The sequence below is a fragment of the Rhizobium sp. PP-CC-3G-465 genome, assembly GCF_004343445.1.
GTDB classification, from domain to species: Bacteria; Pseudomonadota; Alphaproteobacteria; order Rhizobiales; family Rhizobiaceae; genus Ferranicluibacter; species Ferranicluibacter rubi.
Genome location: NZ_SLYH01000005.1, coordinates 232,738 through 249,965, shown reverse-complemented (window position 1 = coordinate 249,965; position 17,228 = coordinate 232,738). Strand labels below are relative to the sequence as shown.

Annotated in this window: 18 protein-coding genes; 6 read left to right on the top strand and 12 right to left on the bottom strand. The window is 62.8% G+C overall.

Annotated features, from left to right (window positions below; translation table 11 throughout):
* Window positions 1-34: 34 nt before the first annotated feature.
* The 5 genes from C8J33_RS18825 to C8J33_RS18805 are packed head-to-tail and all read right to left on the bottom strand — an operon-like array spanning window position 35 to window position 4,653.
* Window positions 35-1,033: a branched-chain amino acid ABC transporter permease gene (locus tag C8J33_RS18825; RefSeq protein WP_110801650.1), complete on the bottom strand. Its 999-nt coding sequence runs from the start codon at window positions 1,031-1,033 to the stop codon at window positions 35-37.
* A 15-nt stretch (window positions 1,034-1,048) separates the two neighbouring features.
* Window positions 1,049-1,906 (bottom strand): branched-chain amino acid ABC transporter permease, encoded by an 858-nt coding sequence (locus tag C8J33_RS18820; RefSeq protein WP_110801649.1) that lies wholly within the window; start codon window positions 1,904-1,906, stop codon window positions 1,049-1,051.
* On the bottom strand, window positions 1,893-2,627 hold the full coding sequence (locus tag C8J33_RS18815; protein ID WP_110801648.1) for an ABC transporter ATP-binding protein: 735 nt from the start codon (window positions 2,625-2,627) through the stop codon (window positions 1,893-1,895). The genes C8J33_RS18820 and C8J33_RS18815 overlap by 14 nt, the downstream gene beginning before the upstream one ends.
* Window positions 2,624-3,379 (bottom strand): ABC transporter ATP-binding protein, encoded by a 756-nt coding sequence (locus tag C8J33_RS18810; protein ID WP_245420149.1) that lies wholly within the window; start codon window positions 3,377-3,379, stop codon window positions 2,624-2,626. Before C8J33_RS18810 ends, C8J33_RS18815 begins: the two co-directional genes overlap by 4 nt.
* Complete coding sequence (locus C8J33_RS18805) at window positions 3,376-4,653, bottom strand: ABC transporter substrate-binding protein (protein WP_132665025.1); 1,278 nt, start codon at window positions 4,651-4,653, stop codon at window positions 3,376-3,378. Before C8J33_RS18805 ends, C8J33_RS18810 begins: the two co-directional genes overlap by 4 nt.
* A 259-nt stretch (window positions 4,654-4,912) precedes the next feature.
* Here C8J33_RS18805 and C8J33_RS18800 point away from each other — a divergent pair, with 259 nt between their 5' ends.
* From C8J33_RS18800 to C8J33_RS18785, 4 genes are all read left to right on the top strand, one after another.
* The gene (locus C8J33_RS18800; protein WP_110801647.1) at window positions 4,913-5,446 is read left to right on the top strand and encodes a 2,4'-dihydroxyacetophenone dioxygenase family protein; all 534 of its coding nucleotides are present in this window, start codon (window positions 4,913-4,915) and stop codon (window positions 5,444-5,446) included.
* On the top strand, window positions 5,446-6,519 hold the full coding sequence (locus C8J33_RS18795) for a 2,3-butanediol dehydrogenase (protein WP_110801646.1): 1,074 nt from the start codon (window positions 5,446-5,448) through the stop codon (window positions 6,517-6,519). The genes C8J33_RS18800 and C8J33_RS18795 overlap by 1 nt, the downstream gene beginning before the upstream one ends.
* The gene (locus C8J33_RS18790) at window positions 6,516-7,235 is read left to right on the top strand and encodes an SDR family NAD(P)-dependent oxidoreductase (RefSeq protein WP_110801645.1); all 720 of its coding nucleotides are present in this window, start codon (window positions 6,516-6,518) and stop codon (window positions 7,233-7,235) included. The genes C8J33_RS18795 and C8J33_RS18790 overlap by 4 nt, the downstream gene beginning before the upstream one ends.
* A gap of 76 nt (window positions 7,236-7,311) precedes the next feature.
* Window positions 7,312-8,316 (top strand): helix-turn-helix domain-containing protein, encoded by a 1,005-nt coding sequence (locus tag C8J33_RS18785; RefSeq protein WP_110801644.1) that lies wholly within the window; start codon window positions 7,312-7,314, stop codon window positions 8,314-8,316.
* On the opposite strand, the gene C8J33_RS18780 is transcribed toward C8J33_RS18785, so the two are convergent.
* Window positions 8,297-9,187, bottom strand: coding sequence for a helix-turn-helix domain-containing protein (locus C8J33_RS18780; RefSeq protein WP_132665024.1), 891 nt, complete (start codon window positions 9,185-9,187; stop codon window positions 8,297-8,299). The genes C8J33_RS18785 and C8J33_RS18780 overlap by 20 nt on opposite strands.
* A 126-nt stretch (window positions 9,188-9,313) precedes the next feature.
* Between C8J33_RS18780 and pobA the strand changes: the two genes are divergently transcribed.
* The gene (gene pobA, locus C8J33_RS18775; protein WP_132665023.1) at window positions 9,314-10,486 is read left to right on the top strand and encodes a 4-hydroxybenzoate 3-monooxygenase; all 1,173 of its coding nucleotides are present in this window, start codon (window positions 9,314-9,316) and stop codon (window positions 10,484-10,486) included.
* Window positions 10,487-10,590: 104 nt separating this feature from the next.
* Here pobA and C8J33_RS18770 read toward each other — a convergent pair whose 3' ends face one another.
* The 5 genes from C8J33_RS18770 to pcaD all read right to left on the bottom strand — a co-directional run bounded on the left by C8J33_RS18770 (window position 10,591) and on the right by pcaD (window position 14,294).
* A complete protein-coding gene (locus tag C8J33_RS18770; protein WP_110801642.1) occupies window positions 10,591-11,640 on the bottom strand; it encodes a 3-carboxy-cis,cis-muconate cycloisomerase in 1,050 nt (349 codons plus the stop codon).
* 74 nt (window positions 11,641-11,714) lie between these two features.
* Window positions 11,715-12,329, bottom strand: coding sequence for a protocatechuate 3,4-dioxygenase subunit alpha (pcaG, locus tag C8J33_RS18765; RefSeq protein ID WP_110801641.1), 615 nt, complete (start codon window positions 12,327-12,329; stop codon window positions 11,715-11,717).
* Window positions 12,330-13,079, bottom strand: coding sequence for a protocatechuate 3,4-dioxygenase subunit beta (gene pcaH / locus C8J33_RS18760; RefSeq protein ID WP_092936626.1), 750 nt, complete (start codon window positions 13,077-13,079; stop codon window positions 12,330-12,332).
* A gap of 1 nt (window position 13,080) precedes the next feature.
* Entirely contained in the window at window positions 13,081-13,491 is a 411-nt protein-coding gene (gene pcaC / locus C8J33_RS18755) for a 4-carboxymuconolactone decarboxylase (protein WP_110801640.1), read from the bottom strand.
* A 2-nt stretch (window positions 13,492-13,493) separates the two neighbouring features.
* On the bottom strand, window positions 13,494-14,294 hold the full coding sequence (gene pcaD, locus C8J33_RS18750) for a 3-oxoadipate enol-lactonase (protein ID WP_110801639.1): 801 nt from the start codon (window positions 14,292-14,294) through the stop codon (window positions 13,494-13,496).
* A gap of 89 nt (window positions 14,295-14,383) precedes the next feature.
* Between pcaD and pcaQ the strand changes: the two genes are divergently transcribed.
* Complete coding sequence (gene pcaQ / locus C8J33_RS18745) at window positions 14,384-15,322, top strand: pca operon transcription factor PcaQ (protein WP_110801638.1); 939 nt, start codon at window positions 14,384-14,386, stop codon at window positions 15,320-15,322.
* A 92-nt stretch (window positions 15,323-15,414) separates the two neighbouring features.
* On the opposite strand, the gene C8J33_RS18740 is transcribed toward pcaQ, so the two are convergent.
* Window positions 15,415-17,118: a methyl-accepting chemotaxis protein gene (locus C8J33_RS18740; RefSeq protein WP_422038613.1), complete on the bottom strand. Its 1,704-nt coding sequence runs from the start codon at window positions 17,116-17,118 to the stop codon at window positions 15,415-15,417.
* Window positions 17,119-17,228 lie beyond the last annotated feature (110 nt).

Here is a 17,228-nt window from a genome sequence, read left to right as displayed (position 1 = left end):
TTTCCGCGACAGAGCCGATGGTCTTCGTCCGACGCTAGCCCTTGGTCAGAATGTAGCCGGTCGGAAACCACGGCCAGGGGCGCAGGCGGGTCATCAGTCCCCAGAGGCCGGTGGGTGCGCGAATAGCGACCACAAGCGTGAGGAGGCCGAGGACGACGAGGTAGGCCGAGCCGTACTGGCCGAAGAGCCGGGTGGCAAAGAAGTAGAGAAGCGCTCCGATGATCGGACCTTCGAGGCGCCCGATGCCGCCGACCATCACGATGAAGATGCAGATGGACGACCAGTTGGGATCGAACCCGCTTGTGGGAGATATGCGCAGCTGCGCCATGAAGTAGATGGCGCCCGCCAGCCCCGTGCCCACGGCAGCCAGAAGATAGACCGAGAAGCGCATGCGGCCGACGTTGACGCCCTGCGAAGACGCAGCGACCGCATCGTCACGCATGGCCGTCAGCGCCAGACCCAGCCGCGAGCGCAGGAGCAGATATGTTCCGCCGACGGTGAGCAACAGGAGCAGTGCAACCAGCAGCGTCAGGCCGATCTCGCGCTGATGGGCGCTGTACTTCGCCATCGCCTTCAGCGTCATGCCGGAACCCGCATTCACCGCTCCGATATTGGAGGTTATCAGCCGCAGGACTTCGGCGAGCACCCAGGTGCCGATGGCAAAGTAAGGGCCGTCGAGGCGCCGCAGCAGCATGTAGGCCGGTGCCGCGACGAGCGCGGGCAGGATGACGGAGAGCGGGACGGCGAGGAACGGATCGACCCCGAAAAGCGTGACGAGAACGAAGAGGGCGTAACCGCCGAGGCCGATGAAGGCCTGCTGCCCGACCGAGACCATGCCGCCATAGCCGGCGAGCAGGTTCCACATCTGTGCGATGGCGATGAAGCAGCCGAGTTCGACGGCCCAGCGGATGTGGCCGCTCGACGCCCAGAACGGCATGCTGGGAATGGCAAGCACGAGGAGGAGGCCGCAGCCGATGGCAATCCGGCTCGAGGACGTGTGACGGTGCACCGTCGCGAAATGAGGATCTGTCATGTCGCAATCCCTCCTTTACTTGCGGGACATGATGCCCTGCGGGCGCCATGCGAGAACGACGAGGAAGACGAGATGTCCGGCGAGGACGCCCCAGCCGGGATCAATCCGCGAGCCGATGACCTGGGCGATACCGAGAACCATCGCACCGAGGAAGGCACCCCAGATGGAGCCCATGCCGCCGATGATGACGGCCTCAAAGGCGTAGATCAGCTGCCCGCCGCCATCAGCCGGCGCAATGGTCGTCCGGGTGGCCTGGAAGACGGCGGCAATCCCCAGAATACCCACCGCCACGGCCGTTGCCTTGGCATAGATCGACTTCGTATCGATGCCGGAGAGGGTCGCGGCATCCCGGTCGGCGGCGGCAGCCCGCAAGGCCCGGCCGAACTTCGTGCCCTTGAGCACCATGGACAGGCCCGCCGTGAGGATGACGGCTGTGACGAAGACGAGGATGGGAAGCAGACCGATATACATCTCGCCGATCTGGAACGACTTGCTGGCCAACGCGCCCGCGTCGAGCGACCGCGTATCGGCGGACCAGATGGCGAGCATGGCATTCTGGAGCGCAATGGATATGCCGAAGGTCGCGATCAGCGACGGCAGCGGATCGTCGCCCACGAGCCGGTTGAGGATGAACCGTTGAAGTGCCCAGCCGACGAGCGCACCGATCGGCACCAGCAGCAGCACCAGGAACCCGGGGCCGAGCCCAAAGACAGCCGCGAGCGAAATGCCGATCAGTGCCAAGAGGACGACGAGGTCGCCATGCGCGATGTTGACGATCCGCATCACCCCGAACATCAGCGACATACCGATGGCATACTGGGCATAGAGCCCGCCGAGCAGCGTGCCCTGAATGATTGCATCAACCCACCGCATGTTTCACCCCGAAATAGGCTTCTGTTATCTGCTCGCGAGAGATGTCCGACGACGCTCCCGTCAGGGTGATCCGGCCTTCCAGCATGCAGTAGATACGGTCGGCGCATCGCTGTGCGAGGGATACGTCCTGCTCGACGATGACGATGGCAGTGCCGGTCGCGCGGATGCTGGGGATCATCGCGTAGATCTCGCCGATGACCTTCGGTGCGAGGCCGAGGCTGATCTCGTCGCAGAGAAGCAGCTTCGGCTGCGCCATGAGCGCGCGGCCGATGGCCACCATCTGCTGCTGCCCGCCCGACAGTTTCTCGACCACCTGCCGACGCCGTTCGGCGAGGATCGGGAAGAGATCGTAGAGACGCTCGAGGGTCCAGACGGTTTCACCCGGCTCGACGGTGCGCGCGTGATCCAGAGCAACGCGCAGATTGTCCTCGACCGTCAGTCCCTTGAAAAGCCGACGTCCTTCGGGGACGAGCGCCAGTCCCTGGCGCGACAGTGTGTGCGCGGGCATGGCGGCGATATCGCGCCCATTGAAGGTCAGTGTGCCGCTCTTGACCGGAAGCAAACCGACGAGCGTCTTGAACAGGGTGGATTTTCCAGCACCATTGGCGCCGACCAGCGCGACGGCCTCGCCCTTTGCCACGTCGAAATCGATCGAGAACAGCGCCTGGAAATCGCGGTAGCCGCCACAGAGCGCGCGGGCTTTCAATAGCATTTCGCTCATGCTTCGATCCCCATATAGACGCGGCGGACTTCGGCGTCCCGCATCACCGCATCCGGCTTGCCCTCGGCAATCTTCTCACCAAAGCTCAGCACCATCATCCGGTCCGCGACGGCCATGATGGCGTGCAGCACGTGCTCGATCCAGATGATCGTCACGCCGCGATCCCGCAGCCGCGCGATCAGCGTCACGAGATCCTTCGCCTCGCCATCCGTCAGCCCGCCGGCGATCTCGTCCAGCAGCAAGAGCTTCGGCTTACCCGCCATGGCGCGGGCCAGTTCCAGCCGCTTGCGGTCGAGCAGTGTCAGGCTGCCCGCCGGGCGGTTCGCCTTGTCGCCCAGTCCGCATTCGTCCAGCGTCGTCGCACAATGATCGTAGGCGGCCTGCCCCCGCATCTGCCCGGCGAACGTCGCGGAGACCAGCAGGTTCTCGAACGTCGACATCTGCGTATAGGGACGGGGGATCTGGTAGGTCCGGCCGATCCCCTTTGCGGCCCGCTTGAAGGCGGGAATACCGGTCATATCCTGACCATCCAGAACCACGGCACCGACATCGGCGGCGATATCGCCGCTGATGAGGTTGAAGACCGTTGTTTTGCCGGCCCCGTTCGGGCCGAGCACCCCGAACACCTCGCCCCGACCCACCTCAAACGACAGGTCCTGCGTCACGCGCAGAGCACCGAAGGATTTCGACAGGTTCCGGGCGGACAGAAGAGCCGCGCGTCCGGCGTGGCCCTCCGGGCTTGCATCCGTCAGCCCTGCCAAGACATCATCTCCAGCTTGGCCTGGGGTTCCATGATCGGATAGGTCTTCGCCTCGACGATCTTCAGATCATAGGGCCATTTTTCGCCCTTGCGCCACTGCCCGCCGAGAATCGGGGTCTTAGAGACGTTGGGGTGCGGGCCGTTCGCCCACTTGACCTTGCCGACCATTGTGGTGAGATCGGTCGCCTTCAATGCATCGCGCACAGAAGCCCGATCGAGCGGATCCTCGGCGCGCTTCAGCGTATCGAGCACGACCTCCCAGATAGCATGTGAGTATCCCAAGGGCTGGGTCCACTGCTTGCGGGTCTTCTCTTCCCAGGTGGCCGCCAGTTGAGCGGAGCTTTCCCCTGTCAGCGTGGAGGCATAGGGAAAGGCCGGCGTCCACCAGACTTCGGTCGACATGCCGTTGCCGAGGCTTCCCAGCGCCTCGACGGCGGAGGGAAACAGCAGGCCGGCGGCAATCGTGGCAATCTTCGGCTTGAAACCCTGCTGCGCGCATTGGATGGCCGCCGTGCGCAAGTCGCCAGGAAAGACGAGCCCGCCGAGGATATCGCAGCCGGCACTCTTGAAGGCGGCGATCTGTGCGGAGAAGTCGTTGGTGCGCGGCTCGAAGAGCGAGGGCTTGACCACCTCGAAGCCTGCAGCGCGCAGGGCCGGCGGCAGACCGAATTCCTCGCTGCCCCAGACCTCGCCATCCGTGTTTCGCGGCAGCAGCAGACCGACCTTCTTGTTCGTCTCCGCGCTCGACCACATGTTGACGAACGACGCGATGATGTCTTCGAGGCCCCAGAAGAAATGGTAGGTCCACTCGAAGGCATCGCCGCCGCGCGGCATGATGACGGCCTGCCAGGGGGCGGTGGAGGAGACGGAGGGGACGCCGTTCAGCTCCGCCTGCTCCGAAACGGGCAATGTCACATCCGTCGTGGAGGCGGGAATGATGATCTGGACTTCTTCGTTGAGGATCAGCTCGCCGGCCACTTCCGCCGCCCGGTTGGCGTTCGACTGCGAGTCCCGCTCGATGATCTCGACGGCATAGGTCGTGCCGCGAATGTCCAGTCCGGCGCCGATATGCTTGCGGATGAAATCCAGCGCATAGGCATCCGTCTCGCCGAACGAGCCCATGGCTCCGGTCTGCGGACTGACGAAGCCGATGCGGATCGTCGGGTTGGAGGCTGCTTTCAGATAGGCTGGAGCAGAAAGGGCAAGCGCCCCGACGCCGAGCCCCTTGAGGGCTGTGCGACGCGTCAGTACCTTCGGTATCGTCATGATGGTTCCTCCCTTCGGCGTTTCGCCCAACGAGACGATGCGTTCCCGGTAGCCGGGCTCCTCCCGCATCCCCCTCGTCAGTGCGTGCCGACATCGGTGTTAGCGCCAGAAAATCGCCTTGTCGCGGCCCGGGAATGCAATGTTCCCTCAGAGCAAAAAGCTCTGTCCTTCTCAGCAAAGCCCGATCGATCAGGATCACTATTGTAAGCATGGCGGCAGTTTTGCTGCGCGTTCTTGAAGGCATCCAGGGAGGAACACCATGCCCGAAGCAGCGACAAGCGAGTTTTGGCGCGATATCAAGCCCATCACCAAGGTCTTTCAGCCGGACGCGAAACCGGAAGTCTATCTTCCGAATGCTCCGACCGAGGACGACAAATATTACGTCCCGTTCACGGAAACGGTCTCATCGAGGCCGCTCTGGATCTCTCCGGAGAAGAACATGTGGTGCGACGTGCTCATGGCGAAGAAGGCCGGGCTCGTGAACCGCCACTATCACCCGCACGAGGTCTTCGCCTACACGATCTCCGGCAAGTGGGGTTACCTCGAACATGACTGGACCGCGACAGCCGGCGACTTCGTCTACGAGACGCCCGGTGAAGGGCACACGCTGATCGCCTATGAGAGCGACGAGCCGATGCGGGTGCACTTCAAGGTCACCGGGCCGCTGGTCTGGCTGGACGAGGATGGCGAACCGAACGGCTATTTCGACGTGCACGACTACATCCGCATGGCACGCGAACACTACGAGAAGGTCGGCCTCGGCGCCGATTACATCAACGCCCTGATCCGCTGATGTCTCGGGAAAACGACACCGGCTTTCTGGCTGCTGTCTGGCATGGCGCGGGCGATGTTCGGATCGAACGTCGCCCGCGCCGACCGCTGCGAAACGGCGAGGTCCGCCTCGCCGTGTCCTTTTGCGGCATTTGCGGCAGCGACCTGCACGAATATGCGAATGGGCCGCACGCGATCCCGGTTGGGAAACCGCATCGCGTCTCCGGTGAAACGGCGCCACTCGTGATCGGCCACGAGTTCACGGGCGTGGTGACCGAGGCTGCGGCAGGCGTCGCGATCGCCGTGGGCACGCGGGTGGCGGTGGAGCCCGAATATCGATGCGGCAGCTGCGAAGCCTGCCGGCGCGGCGAATACAATCTCTGTATCGACATGGGATTTGCGGGCCTGATGGGTTCGGGCGGAATGTCCGAGGAAGCCATCGTCCCCGCCTATATGCTGCATCCCCTGCCCGATGCCGTGACGGATCGCCAAGCAGCGGTGCTGGAGCCGGCGGCGGTTGCCCTGCATGCTTTGCGGCGCGGCCGCGTTCGCGCCGGCGATACCGTTGCCGTGGCCGGCGCGGGTCCGATCGGGCTTCTGATCGCGCAACTCGCCCGTGTGGCGGGGGCAAGACGGGTCGTCGTCAGCGACGTTTCCGAAGTGCGCCTGGCCCTGGCGCGCGATCTCGGCGCCACCGACATCGTAGACGCCACGGATCAGGATCTTGCGGCTGTCGCAAACGGCGTGGATGTCGCCTTCGAGGCCGTCGGCATCCAATCGACGCTCGACGCGGCGTTCGCTTCGGTTCGCAAGGGCGGCCGCGTGGTCCTCGTTGGTCTCTGTAACGGTCGGGTCTCACTCGACGGCTTCGACATGGTCAACCGCGAGTTGGAGCTCATCGCCTCCGTCGGCTATCGGGACATCTATCCCGACCTGATCGGCATGATCGCAAGCGGCCTCTTCGATCCGTCGCGGATCGTTACGCGGGACGTCCCGCTGACCGACGCGGTGACGGACGGTCTCGAGCGCCTGCGCAAGCCGGGCGACGATGTGAAAATCCTCATCAATCCCCAAGAAAAAGGAGAACGATCATGAGCTTTGTGCCGGATCTGTTCAAGGAAAAGACCGTCGTCGTCATCGGCGGCACCTCGGGTATCGGGGCAGCGGCGGCGGCAGCCTTTGCGGAACTGGGTGCCGAGGTGCACGTGGCAGGCCTGAACGCCGGCAGTCCGGAAGCGCCGGCTGGACCGCATGTTTCGGTAACGGAATTGGATGTCCGCAATGGCGCGGTGCTTGCCGCTCTTCTCGATCCGCTGCCGCGCATCGACGTGCTCATCAACTGTGCCGGCGTCAGTCGCGACCGGAACGAGTGGAATCCCGAGACGTTTGCGGATGTGATGTCCATCAACTTCTTCCCCGTCATGGAAGCGTCCCGGTTGGCGCGGCCGAAGATGGGCAGCGGCTCGGCGATCGTCAACATCGCCTCGATGTATGCGACCTTCGGCGCTGCCGATAGGCCGGCTTACGCCTCCTCCAAGGGTGCCATCGTCCAGCTGACCAAATCTCTTGCGCAGGAATTTGCGCCGGAGGTGCGCGTCAACGCGGTCGCGCCCGGCTGGATCGTCACGCCGCTGAGCAAGGGCCTGTTCGCCAACGAGGCCGCCTCCGGCCCCATCATGGCGCGCATCCCCTTTGCCCGCTGGGGCGAAGCCCGGGAGATCGCCGATGCGATCGTCTACCTCGCCAGTCCGGCCGCGAGCTACGTTACCGGCATCGTCCTGCCGATCGATGGCGGCTACCTCACCGTTTGACCCGTTCCGTTTTTTAGATATGATCCTTATGCAATACGCATGGCTTGGGAGGGCCATGTGAGGTGAGGAGGATGAAATGCTCGAAGGTACTCATGTCGTGCCGCGTGGCGCCAAGGCGCATCCGGGCATAGCGTTCGATACGCGTGACGTCGCCGTCAACGACCGTATCGACTACTGGGAGGAACGTTGCGCAGAGCGCGTGGTCGGCCTGCGCTGCACCAGCATGTCCGAGGGCGGGCTGGAAGCGCGGTTCGAATATTGCGACTTCGGCTCCATCAAGATGATCGACATCACCGGCAACCAGCATGTGATCGAGCGTTCGCCGTCCCTTCTCCGGCTCTTCGAGAAGGACAGCGTCTTCCTGACCTTCCTGCGCAAAGGCTCGGCATTCGTGAACCGGGCCGAGTCCTGCAGCATGCTCGGCGAGGGCGACGTTGTTATCTACGACACCAATAAGCCCTATATGCATGGCTTCCCAGCCCAGATGCGCCATGTGATCTATGAAATTCCCGGAGAGGATTTCCGCAAGAGATTTCCGCGCTGGGAGCTGAACGAGGCCGTCCGCTTCGATGCCCTCCTCAATCCCACGCGCATCGTTTCACGGGCGCTGCGGGAGGTCGTGGAAACTGATCTCAGTCTTGTCGAGACGACTGCCCAGCGGCAATCCCACGAGGAGCGTCTGTGGACCGTCCTTGAAACCGCCCATGCCTTTTCGAACGGGAAGGTGCGTTCGGCCTATCACACCGCCGTCAGAACACGCGTCAGTCAATACATCGAAACCCACCTCCACGATCCCGAGCTCTGTCCCACCGGCATATCGCGCGAAATGGGCATGAGCCTGCGCCAGCTCAATCGCCTGTTCGAAGGCGACGCGAATACGCTCGCCTCGCTCATCCTCACGCGTCGCCTACAGAAATGTCGTGCCGACCTCGCGCGCCCGGGCCCTTTTCCGAAAAGCGTGTCGGACATCGCGTTCAATTGGGGCTTCCGCAATCTATCCCACTTCTCGAAGCGGTTCCGGGACGAGTTCGGCATATCTCCTTCGGGCTTTGCCGAGATGGCTAGGCGTTCGAATCCTTGAGTTTCGTGCGCTCTGCCTCGCGCCACGCGCGCGGGGCACTGCCGGTATGCTTGACGAAAAACCTTGAGAAATAGGCAGGATCGGCAAAGCCGAGACGGTCGCTGATCTCCCGAACGGTTCCGAAGGTAAAAACCAGCTCGCGTTTGGCTTCGTCGAGCAACCGACCGGCGAGAAGTTCGTGCGCGCCCTGCCCGCTCGTGGCCTTTACGACGCGGTTCAGATGCGTCGGTGAAATGCCGAGTTCGGCGGCGTAGAAGGCAACCGGCTTGTGCAAGCGGAGATGGCGGTTGATCAGGGCGTCGAGTTGCTCCATCCGGCGGCTTCGCTCATCCGCCGTCCCGCCATCGCCGCCTTGCGAAAGACGGGCTGCCAGCTGCAAGGCCTGCGTGACATAGGCGTCGAGCAGATCGTTACGCCCGTTTCGCTGCCCGGCATATTCCCGGCCGAGCCGCAGAAGCGTCTCCGCGACATACGCCGCGTCCGGATCGGCTCTGTCGAGCCGGGTCACCCTTGGTTCCGCAAGCCAGGCGCCGAGGGGGCTTCGTCCGCCCGGCATCGTCTTCAGGCGAGAGGCAAGGATCGTGATGACCAACCCGTCCGTGTCCCTGGAGAAGCGGAAGCCGTGGCTCACGCCGGGGGGAACGGTGATGACCGTATCCGGCTCTACGAGAAGGCGCTCCTCACCAAAGATAGCATCGGCGGATCCGGTCTGAATGTACAGGATCTGGAAAAGGCTCTCGTGCTGGTGAAGGCGAATTTCCCAGTGGTGCAGACGGCTGCGCGACGGGATACTTTCGCAGTGCAGCCAGAGGCTTGGTACCTGACCGGACTGCTCGCCATAGAGATCGTAGGTGGGCACGGCACCCGGCATGATGCATTCCTTTCCGATGTTCGATTTGTGCAATTTTCTGCCGGGATTGTCCATTGTCGTCACGCCCTCCTCCGCCGACAATCGGGGCCGAACGTACCTGTGGGAGGTGGAAGCGTGGGAGGAAATATGCGCACCCAGATCGCCATCATCGGCTCGGGCCCGTCGGGGCTTCTGCTGGGCCAGCTTCTGACGGAGGCCGGAATAGACAACGTCATTCTCGACCGTGCGGACCGGGACTACATTCTCGGGCGCGTCCGGGCCGGGGTGCTGGAGGAAGGCACCGTCGCGCTGATGGACAAGGCGAAGGCCAGTGGTCGGCTCCATGCCGAAGGCCTTCCGCATGACGGCTTTTCGCTGGCCTTCGACGGCCGCGATCACCGGATCGACCTTCTCGGTCTTACCGGTGGCAAGCGCGTCATGGTCTATGGCCAGACCGAGTTGACCCGCGACCTGATGGACCGCCGCGAAGCCGGCGGCGCCTTGACGATCTACGGCGCCACTGATGTCCAGCCGCACGGTTTCGATACTGAAAAACCGTACATAACCTACGAGAAGGACGGGACAGCGCACCGGCTGGACTGCGACTTCATTGCCGGTTGCGACGGATTTCACGGCGTAAGCCGCAAGGCGGTGCCCGAGGGTGCGATCACCGGATACGAACGGGTCTACCCTTTCGGCTGGCTGGGCATCCTCTCCGACGTCGCCCCCGTCAGTCACGAACTCATCTATGCCAACCATCCGCGCGGATTTGCGCTGTGCTCGATGCGCTCGGAAACGCGTAGCCGATACTATATCCAGTGCGCGCTCTACGAGAAGGTGGAGAGCTGGACCGACGACCGCTTCTGGGATGAGCTGCGCCGGCGCCTGCCCGTGCATCATGCGGAGGCCCTCCAGACGGCCCCGTCCTTCGAAAAGTCGATCGCGCCGCTCCGGTCCTTCGTTGCCGAACCCATGCGCTTCGGTCGCCTTTTCCTCGTCGGCGATGCCGCCCATATCGTGCCGCCGACCGGTGCGAAAGGCCTGAACCTCGCCGCAAGCGACGTGAACTACCTGTTTTCGGGTCTGCTGGAGCATTACACCGATCGCTCGAATGCCGGCATCGGCGCCTATTCCCAGCGCGCGCTGGCACGCGTCTGGAAAGCCGTGCGCTTTTCCTGGTGGATGACGACGATGATGCACCGCTTTCCCGACTCCGGCCCCTTCGACCAGAAGATCCAGGAAGCCGAGCTCGACTACCTCACCCATTCGGAAGCCGCCTCGAAAGCGTTGGCCGAAAACTATGTCGGCCTGCCTTACTGAGCGCGGCACCGATGACGTGAGAGCTCTTCCGGCAGGTGGAAATCCCTGCCGGTGGCTCCGGTGAGCAACATCTCATCCGCTACTTGGGGCTGAAAAAACCTCTCTCAGGCCTTCGCGCCAAGGCGCGCGATCGTATCGAGCATCTGAAGAGACAGGCGCAGCGATGCGGCCGTGGCCATGACCATCTGTGGAAGGATCAGCCATTCCAGCGTCCAGGCGGCGCCGGAACGCTCCTGCTCATGCACGAGCGACTGGTAAAGGGCGGAAACCTGAACCGCATTGAACCGGGCAAGCGCCACAAGCGTTTCCGCCGCGACCGGATTCTGCTTGTGCGGCATGGCAGACGATGCGCCACCGCCGGAGAGAGCGATCTCGTCGCCACCTTGCGCAAGCAGGGCGATGTCCTGCCCCATCTTGCCGGCAGCCCCCGTGATCAGCGACAGGAGGTGACCGATATCGGCGACAAACCCGCGCTGGCTCTGCCATTGTGGCGTATCCGCCAGCCCCAGATCCTGCGCGATCAGGGTGCGCACGGCGTCTGCCTCCGCACCCAGCTTTTCCAGCGTGCCCGCAGCACCGCCGAACTGGAGCGGAAGGATTTGGTGAGCCAGCCTTTCCCGCTCTTGTACAAAGGGCGCGCGCCAGCTGCGCAGGCGATCCGAAACCGTGATCGGGATCGCCGCCTGCATGCGGGTTCGCCCCATCAAAGGCTGCCCGCCGAAGCTCTCGTCAAGCCCGTCCAGCTTGAGAATGAGGTCGTCGATGCGTCCGGCAAACAGGGAGAAAACCGTCTTGAGGCAGAGGACGAGGCTGCTGTCGATGACATCCTGGCTCGTCGCGCCGACATGGACATGTGCCGCTGCCGCACCGCCGACCGCCTGACGAAGCTGCCGGACCAGCTCGGGAACGACGACCCCATCGGTCGCGGTCGCCTGCTTCAACAACGCGATATCCGGGGCGAATGTTGCGCAAACCTCGGCGATACGCTCTGCGGAGGCTGTCGGGATCAGCCCCCGCCCGCCCTCCGCGCGTGCCAGCGCCGCCTCGAAGGTCAGCATGGCCCTGATATCGGCGTCCACCGAAAGCAAAGCCGCAACCTCGTCATCGCCGAGAAGACCGGAGAGGAAAGGATGATCGAAGGCGGCGATGCTCATGGGTCGGCTCTTTCTTAGTTTCCGATATCGTGCCCTCAAGCATATCCGGTAAACACGGGTTCACCGGACATGCCCTAGATATCGAGGAACACGGTCTCCGACGTTCCCTGCAGATGGATGTCGAACGTATAGTCGTTGCCGTTCCGGCTGGCGATCATCGTCTCGACGCGGGCCCGATGTTCGATCCGCAGCAGCACGGGATCGGCCGCGTTGGCCTCGGCCTCCTCCGGGAAATAGAGCCGTGTGTGCAGGCCGATATTGATCCCCCGCGCGACGATCCACAGGGTGACATGCGGCGCCATCATCCGCCCGTCCTTGAAGGGCACGCGGCCGGGCTTGATCGTTTCGAAGCGGAAGACACCGTCCTCGGCAGCCGTCGCGCTGCGTCCCCATCCGGTGAAGTTCGGGTCTGCGGTTCCCCGTCTCTCTGACGGGCTGTTGTAGAGGCCCGCACTGTCGGCCTGCCAGATCTCCACGATAGCGTCGCGCACCGGCGTGTCCGCACCGTCGAAGATGCGGCCACTGACGGTGATCCGGTCCCCGAGCGTCTTTTCGTTCACCAGCGCAGATCCGAGATCGCCGGCATAGACGCCGTCGATGCCGCAGCTGTTCGGCATGAGGCCGATATGGACGTAGGGGCCGGCTGTTTGCGAAGGCGTTTCCTTCAGTATGTCGATTGACCGGAGCATCTAGTTTCCCTCCAGCCGGTTTTCGAACAGCGTCGAGCGGCGGCCCCGCAGGATGATATCGAAGCGGTAGGCGCGCGCGTCCATGGGGATCGTGTTGTTCCAGTCGAGCGGCGCGATCAGCTGCTCGATGGCGGCCTTGTCGGGGATCGTATTGACGATGGGACATTTCCAGATCATCGGATCGCCCTCGAAATACATCTGCGTGATCAGCCGCTGGGCAAAGCCATGTCCGAACACGGAAAAATGGATATGGGCCGGGCGCCAGTCATTGACGCCATTCGGCCAGGGATAGGCGCCGGGCCTGACCGTGCGAAAGGCATAGTGGCCGTCATCGTCGCAGATCGCGCGACCGCAGCCGCCGAAATTGGGGTCGAGGGCAGCAAGGTAGGTCTCCTTCTTGTGCCGGTAGCGACCGCCCGCATTGGCCTGCCAGAACTCGAGCAGAGCGCCGCGCACCGGCTTGCCACGCTCGTCGAGTACGCGACCGTGCACAACGATCCGCTCTCCGATCGCGCTTTCGCCGGGCTTGGCGAAATTATGGATCAGGTCGTTGTCCTGCTCCCCGATCATTCCGTGGCCGAAGACCGGGCCTGTCGTTTCCGACAGCGTGCCATCCAGCGACAGAAGCGCGCGCTGCGGCGCGCGCAGAACCGAGGTCTTGTAGCCGGGGGTGAGTGCCGGCGAGTGCCATGTTCGGTCTCGTCCGAAGAACGCGCCGGTTTCCGGCTTGTCATTGGATGGTATCGACATCTTATCCTCTCTCCCCCTGCTCCGCTGCGGCATCCATTTCGGCATAGGTCCGCTTGGCAATCTTGATGGCGTGGTTGGCGGCGGGAACGCCGGCATAAATCGCCACATGCAGTAGGGCCTCGCCGATATCCTCACGCGAGGCTCCCGTGTTCAGCGTCGCCCGAATATGCATGGCAACCTCCTCGTCCTGACCAAGCGCCGCCAGCAGCGCGATCGTGACGATCGAGCGTTCCCGCTTCGTCAGCGTATCGCGCGACCAGACATGGCCCCAGGCCGCCTCGGTAATGAGCGCCTGAAACGGCCGATCCATCTCGGTGGCCGCAGCCTCGGCCCGGTCCACATGTGCATCTCCCAGCACAGCACGCCGCGTGGCCATGCCCTGCCGGTATCGCTCGGAATTCAACGCGGACATCGTCAAGCCTCTTGATCGAGAGTGAGGAGGAAGGTGCTTATGGTTTCGGACAGTGCGTCCGGTTGCTCGACACAAGGAATGTGCCCGGCATCGGCGATGATCTCGAAACGGGAACCCAGGATCAGTGTCGCGGTGGAGCGCACGAGGTCCGGCGGCGTGGAGCCGTCCTGATCCCCGACGATGCAGAGCGTGGGAACCGCTATGCGAGCGGCGGCAGCCGTGTAATCCGCATCGCGGATCGCGGTGCATGTGGCTGCATATCCCGCGACCGGCTGCCGGACCAGCATCGTGCGATAGCCGGCATAGGCGGCATTTTCAGGGCTTCGAAAGGCCGGCGTGAACCAGCGCTCCATCACGGCATCGAGAATACCCTCGATCCCACCCTCCTCGACGGCCCTTATCCGTCCGTTCCACATGTCAGGCGTTCCGATCTTGTGCGCGGTGGCGCAGAGAACGAGCGCCCGCACCAGATCCGGCCGGCGCTGGTACAGCGCCTGCGCAATCAGTCCGCCGACGGACAGGCCACAAATGACGGCGCGTCCAATGGAGAGATGATCGAGAAGGCCGGACAGGTCGTCCGCGTGATCCTCGATGCTTGAGGCCTCACCACCAATGTCCGAAAGGCCATGTCCCCGCATGTCATAGAGAACGATGGCGAAGGCGTGCCGCAGACGATCTGCCACGTCGTGCCAGATACGAAAATCGGTGCCGAGCGAATTGATGAAGACGAGCACCGGTTTTTTCGCCGGATCGCCGATGATCTCGTGATGAATCGTGACGCGGTTGACGGTTACAAATCGCATGCTCACCTCCCAGCCGCAGAATGGCGCCTTGATCCGGTGCTGTAAAATGATAATTCAGGTGATACCGATAACCAACGAGTTATGTATCCATGAGCGAATCCGGCATCAAGGTCCGGCACTTGCAGACGTTCGTCGAGGTCGCCCGGCAGAAAAGCGTTGTCAAGGCAGCGGCCGGCCTCCACGTCAGTCAGCCAGCCGTGACCAAGACCATCCGCGAGCTTGAACAAATCCTCGGTGTCGCCGTCATCGAACGCGAGGGACGCGGCATCCGGTTGACGCGGCATGGTGAGGTCTTCCTGAGACACGCCGGAGCGGCTCTTACAGCGCTACGGCAAGGCGTCGACTCGGTGTCTGGTGAGCGTTCCGGCGAGACGCCGACGATCCGCATCGGCGCACTGCCGACCGTGTCCACGCATATCATGCCGCGCGCCATGCAGCTCTTCATGAACGAAAAGACCTGGAGCCGCGTCAAGATCGTCACGGGCGAAAATGCCGTGCTTCTCGAGCAGCTTCGTGTCGGCGATCTCGAACTGGTGATCGGCCGCCTGGCGGCAGCGGAGAAAATGACCGGATTTACCTTCGAGCATCTCTATTCCGAGCAGGTCGTCTTCGCCGTCCGGGCAGGACATCCGCTACTGGCGCGCAACAGCTCGCCGCTTTCCCGTCTCAGCGATTATACGATCCTGATGCCGACGCGCACCGCGATCATCCGCCCCTTCGTCGACAACCTCCTGATCGTCAACGGGATGGGGCATCTCCCCGACCAGATCGAAACAGTCTCGGACGCCTTCGGACGCGCATTCATCCAGATGAGCGACGCCGTCTGGATCATCTCCGAAGGCGTCGTCGCCAGCGATATCGAAAATGGCGCCCTGGCAAAACTGCCGATCGACACCCGGGAAACCCGCGGTCCCGTGGGGCTGACCATGCGCGCGGATAGCATGGCCTCGCTGCCCCTCTCGATCCTGCTGCAGACGATCCGCGAGGCTGCGTCAGAAGCGCACCAGCTCATGTCGCGGCCAGGCTGATATCTGGGACGTAAACATCTCGGCATTGCTGTGCAGGCAGTCAACGAAGCCGGCGCGGTTCGAAGCGAAATCGAAACCGCGCCGATATGTGGCTATCGCATCGATGCCCGCCGCGCGGGAGCCTCTGTGCGCTGATAGGAGGAGGCCGAGTGCGACGACGGAAGGGAGGTCGTTCTCGTCGCGTCCTGTCCGAGTTCAAAGTGCCGGATCAGGTCGCGCAGCGTTGCGGTCTCCTGCGCAAGCGTGGCGCTGGCTGCATTGGTTTCCTCGACCATTGCCGCATTCTGCTGTGTCACCTGGTCCATCTGGTTGACGGCTGCGTTCACCTCGGACAAGCCGGTCGCCTGTTCGCGCGCGGAGCTGGTAATCGCCTCCATGTGCTCGTTGACGACGACGATGTTGCTCCGGATCGTCTGCAGAGACTCTCCTGTCTCACTGACCAGCTTGACGCCGGTGCTGACCTCGCTTGAGGAATTGCGGATCAGCTCCTTGATCTCCTTTGCCGCTTGCGCGGACCTCTGCGCAAGCTCGCGCACCTCCTGGGCGACAACGGCAAAACCCTTGCCCGCTTCGCCCGCACGCGCCGCTTCGACACCGGCGTTCAGCGCGAGCAGGTTGGTCTGGAACGCGATCTCGTCGATAACGCCGATAATGTTGGAGATCTGGTTCGAGGATGCTTCGATGCGCGACATGGCACCGACGGCATCGGCCACGACATTGCCCGAGCGTTCGGCATTTTGACTGGCCGTCGAGGCAGACCGACGCGCCTCTTCCGCACGCTTGGCGGCGTTGGAGACATTGACGGTGATTTGATCGAGCGCTGCTGCCGTTTCCTCAAGGGACGCTGCCTGCTGCTCCGTGCGCCTGGAGAGATCCTCGGCGCTCTGGCTGATTTCGCGCGTCCCCATATCGATCTGGGCAGTTGACCGGGCAACGGCGCCGAGCGTGTTCCGCATCTGGCTGAGAGCCACGTTCATCGTGCTGCGAAGGCTTTCGAAGTCGGATGCGAACGGCTGATCAAGGCTGAACGAGAGGTCACCATTCGCAAGCTTCGTCAGGGCTTCGCCGATGGCACTCACGGCCTCCACCCGCTCGGTTACATCGGTCGCGAACTTGACGACCTTGGTGACCTTTCCCTTGGCATCGAGGATCGGGTTGTAGGACGCGTTGATGAAGATCGCCTTGCCGTTCTTGGCATATCGGGTGAATTCGGCAGACTGCACCTCGCCGCGTCGCAGCGCGTCCCAGAACGCCTTGTATTCCGGCGACTGCGCGTAACCCGGCTCCACCAGAATGCTGTGCGGGCGCTCCTTGATCTCATCCATGCTGTAATTGATGGCTTTCAGGAAGTTGGCGTTCGCCGATACGATCTCTCCCTGCGTCGTAAATTCGATGACACCCTGAGAGCGGCTGATGGCAACCATCTGCGCTTGGTAATCCAGATTCTGCAGTCGTTCCCTAGCATTGCTCCATTCGACGACGAAGCCGGTCGTCTTCGCCCCGTTGGTCAGCGGCGTGACGATCAGATCGAAGGCCCGGTGGCCGATCCAGATCGTTGCCCGGTGCTGGGTCTTGAGAGCCGCGAGCATATTGCGCTGGTGAGACGGGTTCTTATGAAAAATATCGATGTTGCTACCGATCAACTTGTCGAAATCGAACCGTGGCAGTTCCTTTTTCAGGTCGGGCCCCGCTTCCTTCAGCAGATCCGTCACCGCATTGTTCATGTAACGAATATTGAGATCGACATCCGCGATCATGATGTTCGCCGTAATCGACTTCATCGCTTCGCGCTGCATGCCAGCAATTTTCGATATCCCAAACACGTATTCACCCTCGTCAGTTTGCTTTGCGGACCACCAAGCAATCGCGACCCGAACTGTGGATGAGATTAAATAAAGATGCTTAA

What these genes read in the sequence shown, in the direction of transcription:
- C8J33_RS18825 (WP_110801650.1), bottom strand. Translation starts at nt 1,033, where the DNA reads ATGACAGATCCTCATTTCGCGACGGTGCACCGTCACACGTCCTCGAGC.
- C8J33_RS18820 (WP_110801649.1), bottom strand. Translation starts at nt 1,906, where the DNA reads ATGCGGTGGGTTGATGCAATCATTCAGGGCACGCTGCTCGGCGGGCTC.
- C8J33_RS18815 (WP_110801648.1), bottom strand. Translation starts at nt 2,627, where the DNA reads ATGAGCGAAATGCTATTGAAAGCCCGCGCGCTCTGTGGCGGCTACCGC.
- C8J33_RS18805 (WP_132665025.1), bottom strand. Translation starts at nt 4,653, where the DNA reads ATGACGATACCGAAGGTACTGACGCGTCGCACAGCCCTCAAGGGGCTC.
- C8J33_RS18800 (WP_110801647.1), top strand. Translation starts at nt 4,913, where the DNA reads ATGCCCGAAGCAGCGACAAGCGAGTTTTGGCGCGATATCAAGCCCATC.
- C8J33_RS18795 (WP_110801646.1), top strand. Translation starts at nt 5,446, where the DNA reads ATGTCTCGGGAAAACGACACCGGCTTTCTGGCTGCTGTCTGGCATGGC.
- C8J33_RS18790 (WP_110801645.1), top strand. Translation starts at nt 6,516, where the DNA reads ATGAGCTTTGTGCCGGATCTGTTCAAGGAAAAGACCGTCGTCGTCATC.
- C8J33_RS18785 (WP_110801644.1), top strand. Translation starts at nt 7,312, where the DNA reads ATGCTCGAAGGTACTCATGTCGTGCCGCGTGGCGCCAAGGCGCATCCG.
- C8J33_RS18780 (WP_132665024.1), bottom strand. Translation starts at nt 9,187, where the DNA reads ATGCCGGGTGCCGTGCCCACCTACGATCTCTATGGCGAGCAGTCCGGT.
- pobA (WP_132665023.1), top strand. Translation starts at nt 9,314, where the DNA reads ATGCGCACCCAGATCGCCATCATCGGCTCGGGCCCGTCGGGGCTTCTG.
- C8J33_RS18770 (WP_110801642.1), bottom strand. Translation starts at nt 11,640, where the DNA reads ATGAGCATCGCCGCCTTCGATCATCCTTTCCTCTCCGGTCTTCTCGGC.
- pcaG (WP_110801641.1), bottom strand. Translation starts at nt 12,329, where the DNA reads ATGCTCCGGTCAATCGACATACTGAAGGAAACGCCTTCGCAAACAGCC.
- pcaH (WP_092936626.1), bottom strand. Translation starts at nt 13,079, where the DNA reads ATGTCGATACCATCCAATGACAAGCCGGAAACCGGCGCGTTCTTCGGA.
- pcaC (WP_110801640.1), bottom strand. Translation starts at nt 13,491, where the DNA reads ATGTCCGCGTTGAATTCCGAGCGATACCGGCAGGGCATGGCCACGCGG.
- pcaD (WP_110801639.1), bottom strand. Translation starts at nt 14,294, where the DNA reads ATGCGATTTGTAACCGTCAACCGCGTCACGATTCATCACGAGATCATC.
- pcaQ (WP_110801638.1), top strand. Translation starts at nt 14,384, where the DNA reads ATGAGCGAATCCGGCATCAAGGTCCGGCACTTGCAGACGTTCGTCGAG.
- C8J33_RS18740 (WP_422038613.1), bottom strand. Translation starts at nt 17,118, where the DNA reads ATGCAGCGCGAAGCGATGAAGTCGATTACGGCGAACATCATGATCGCG.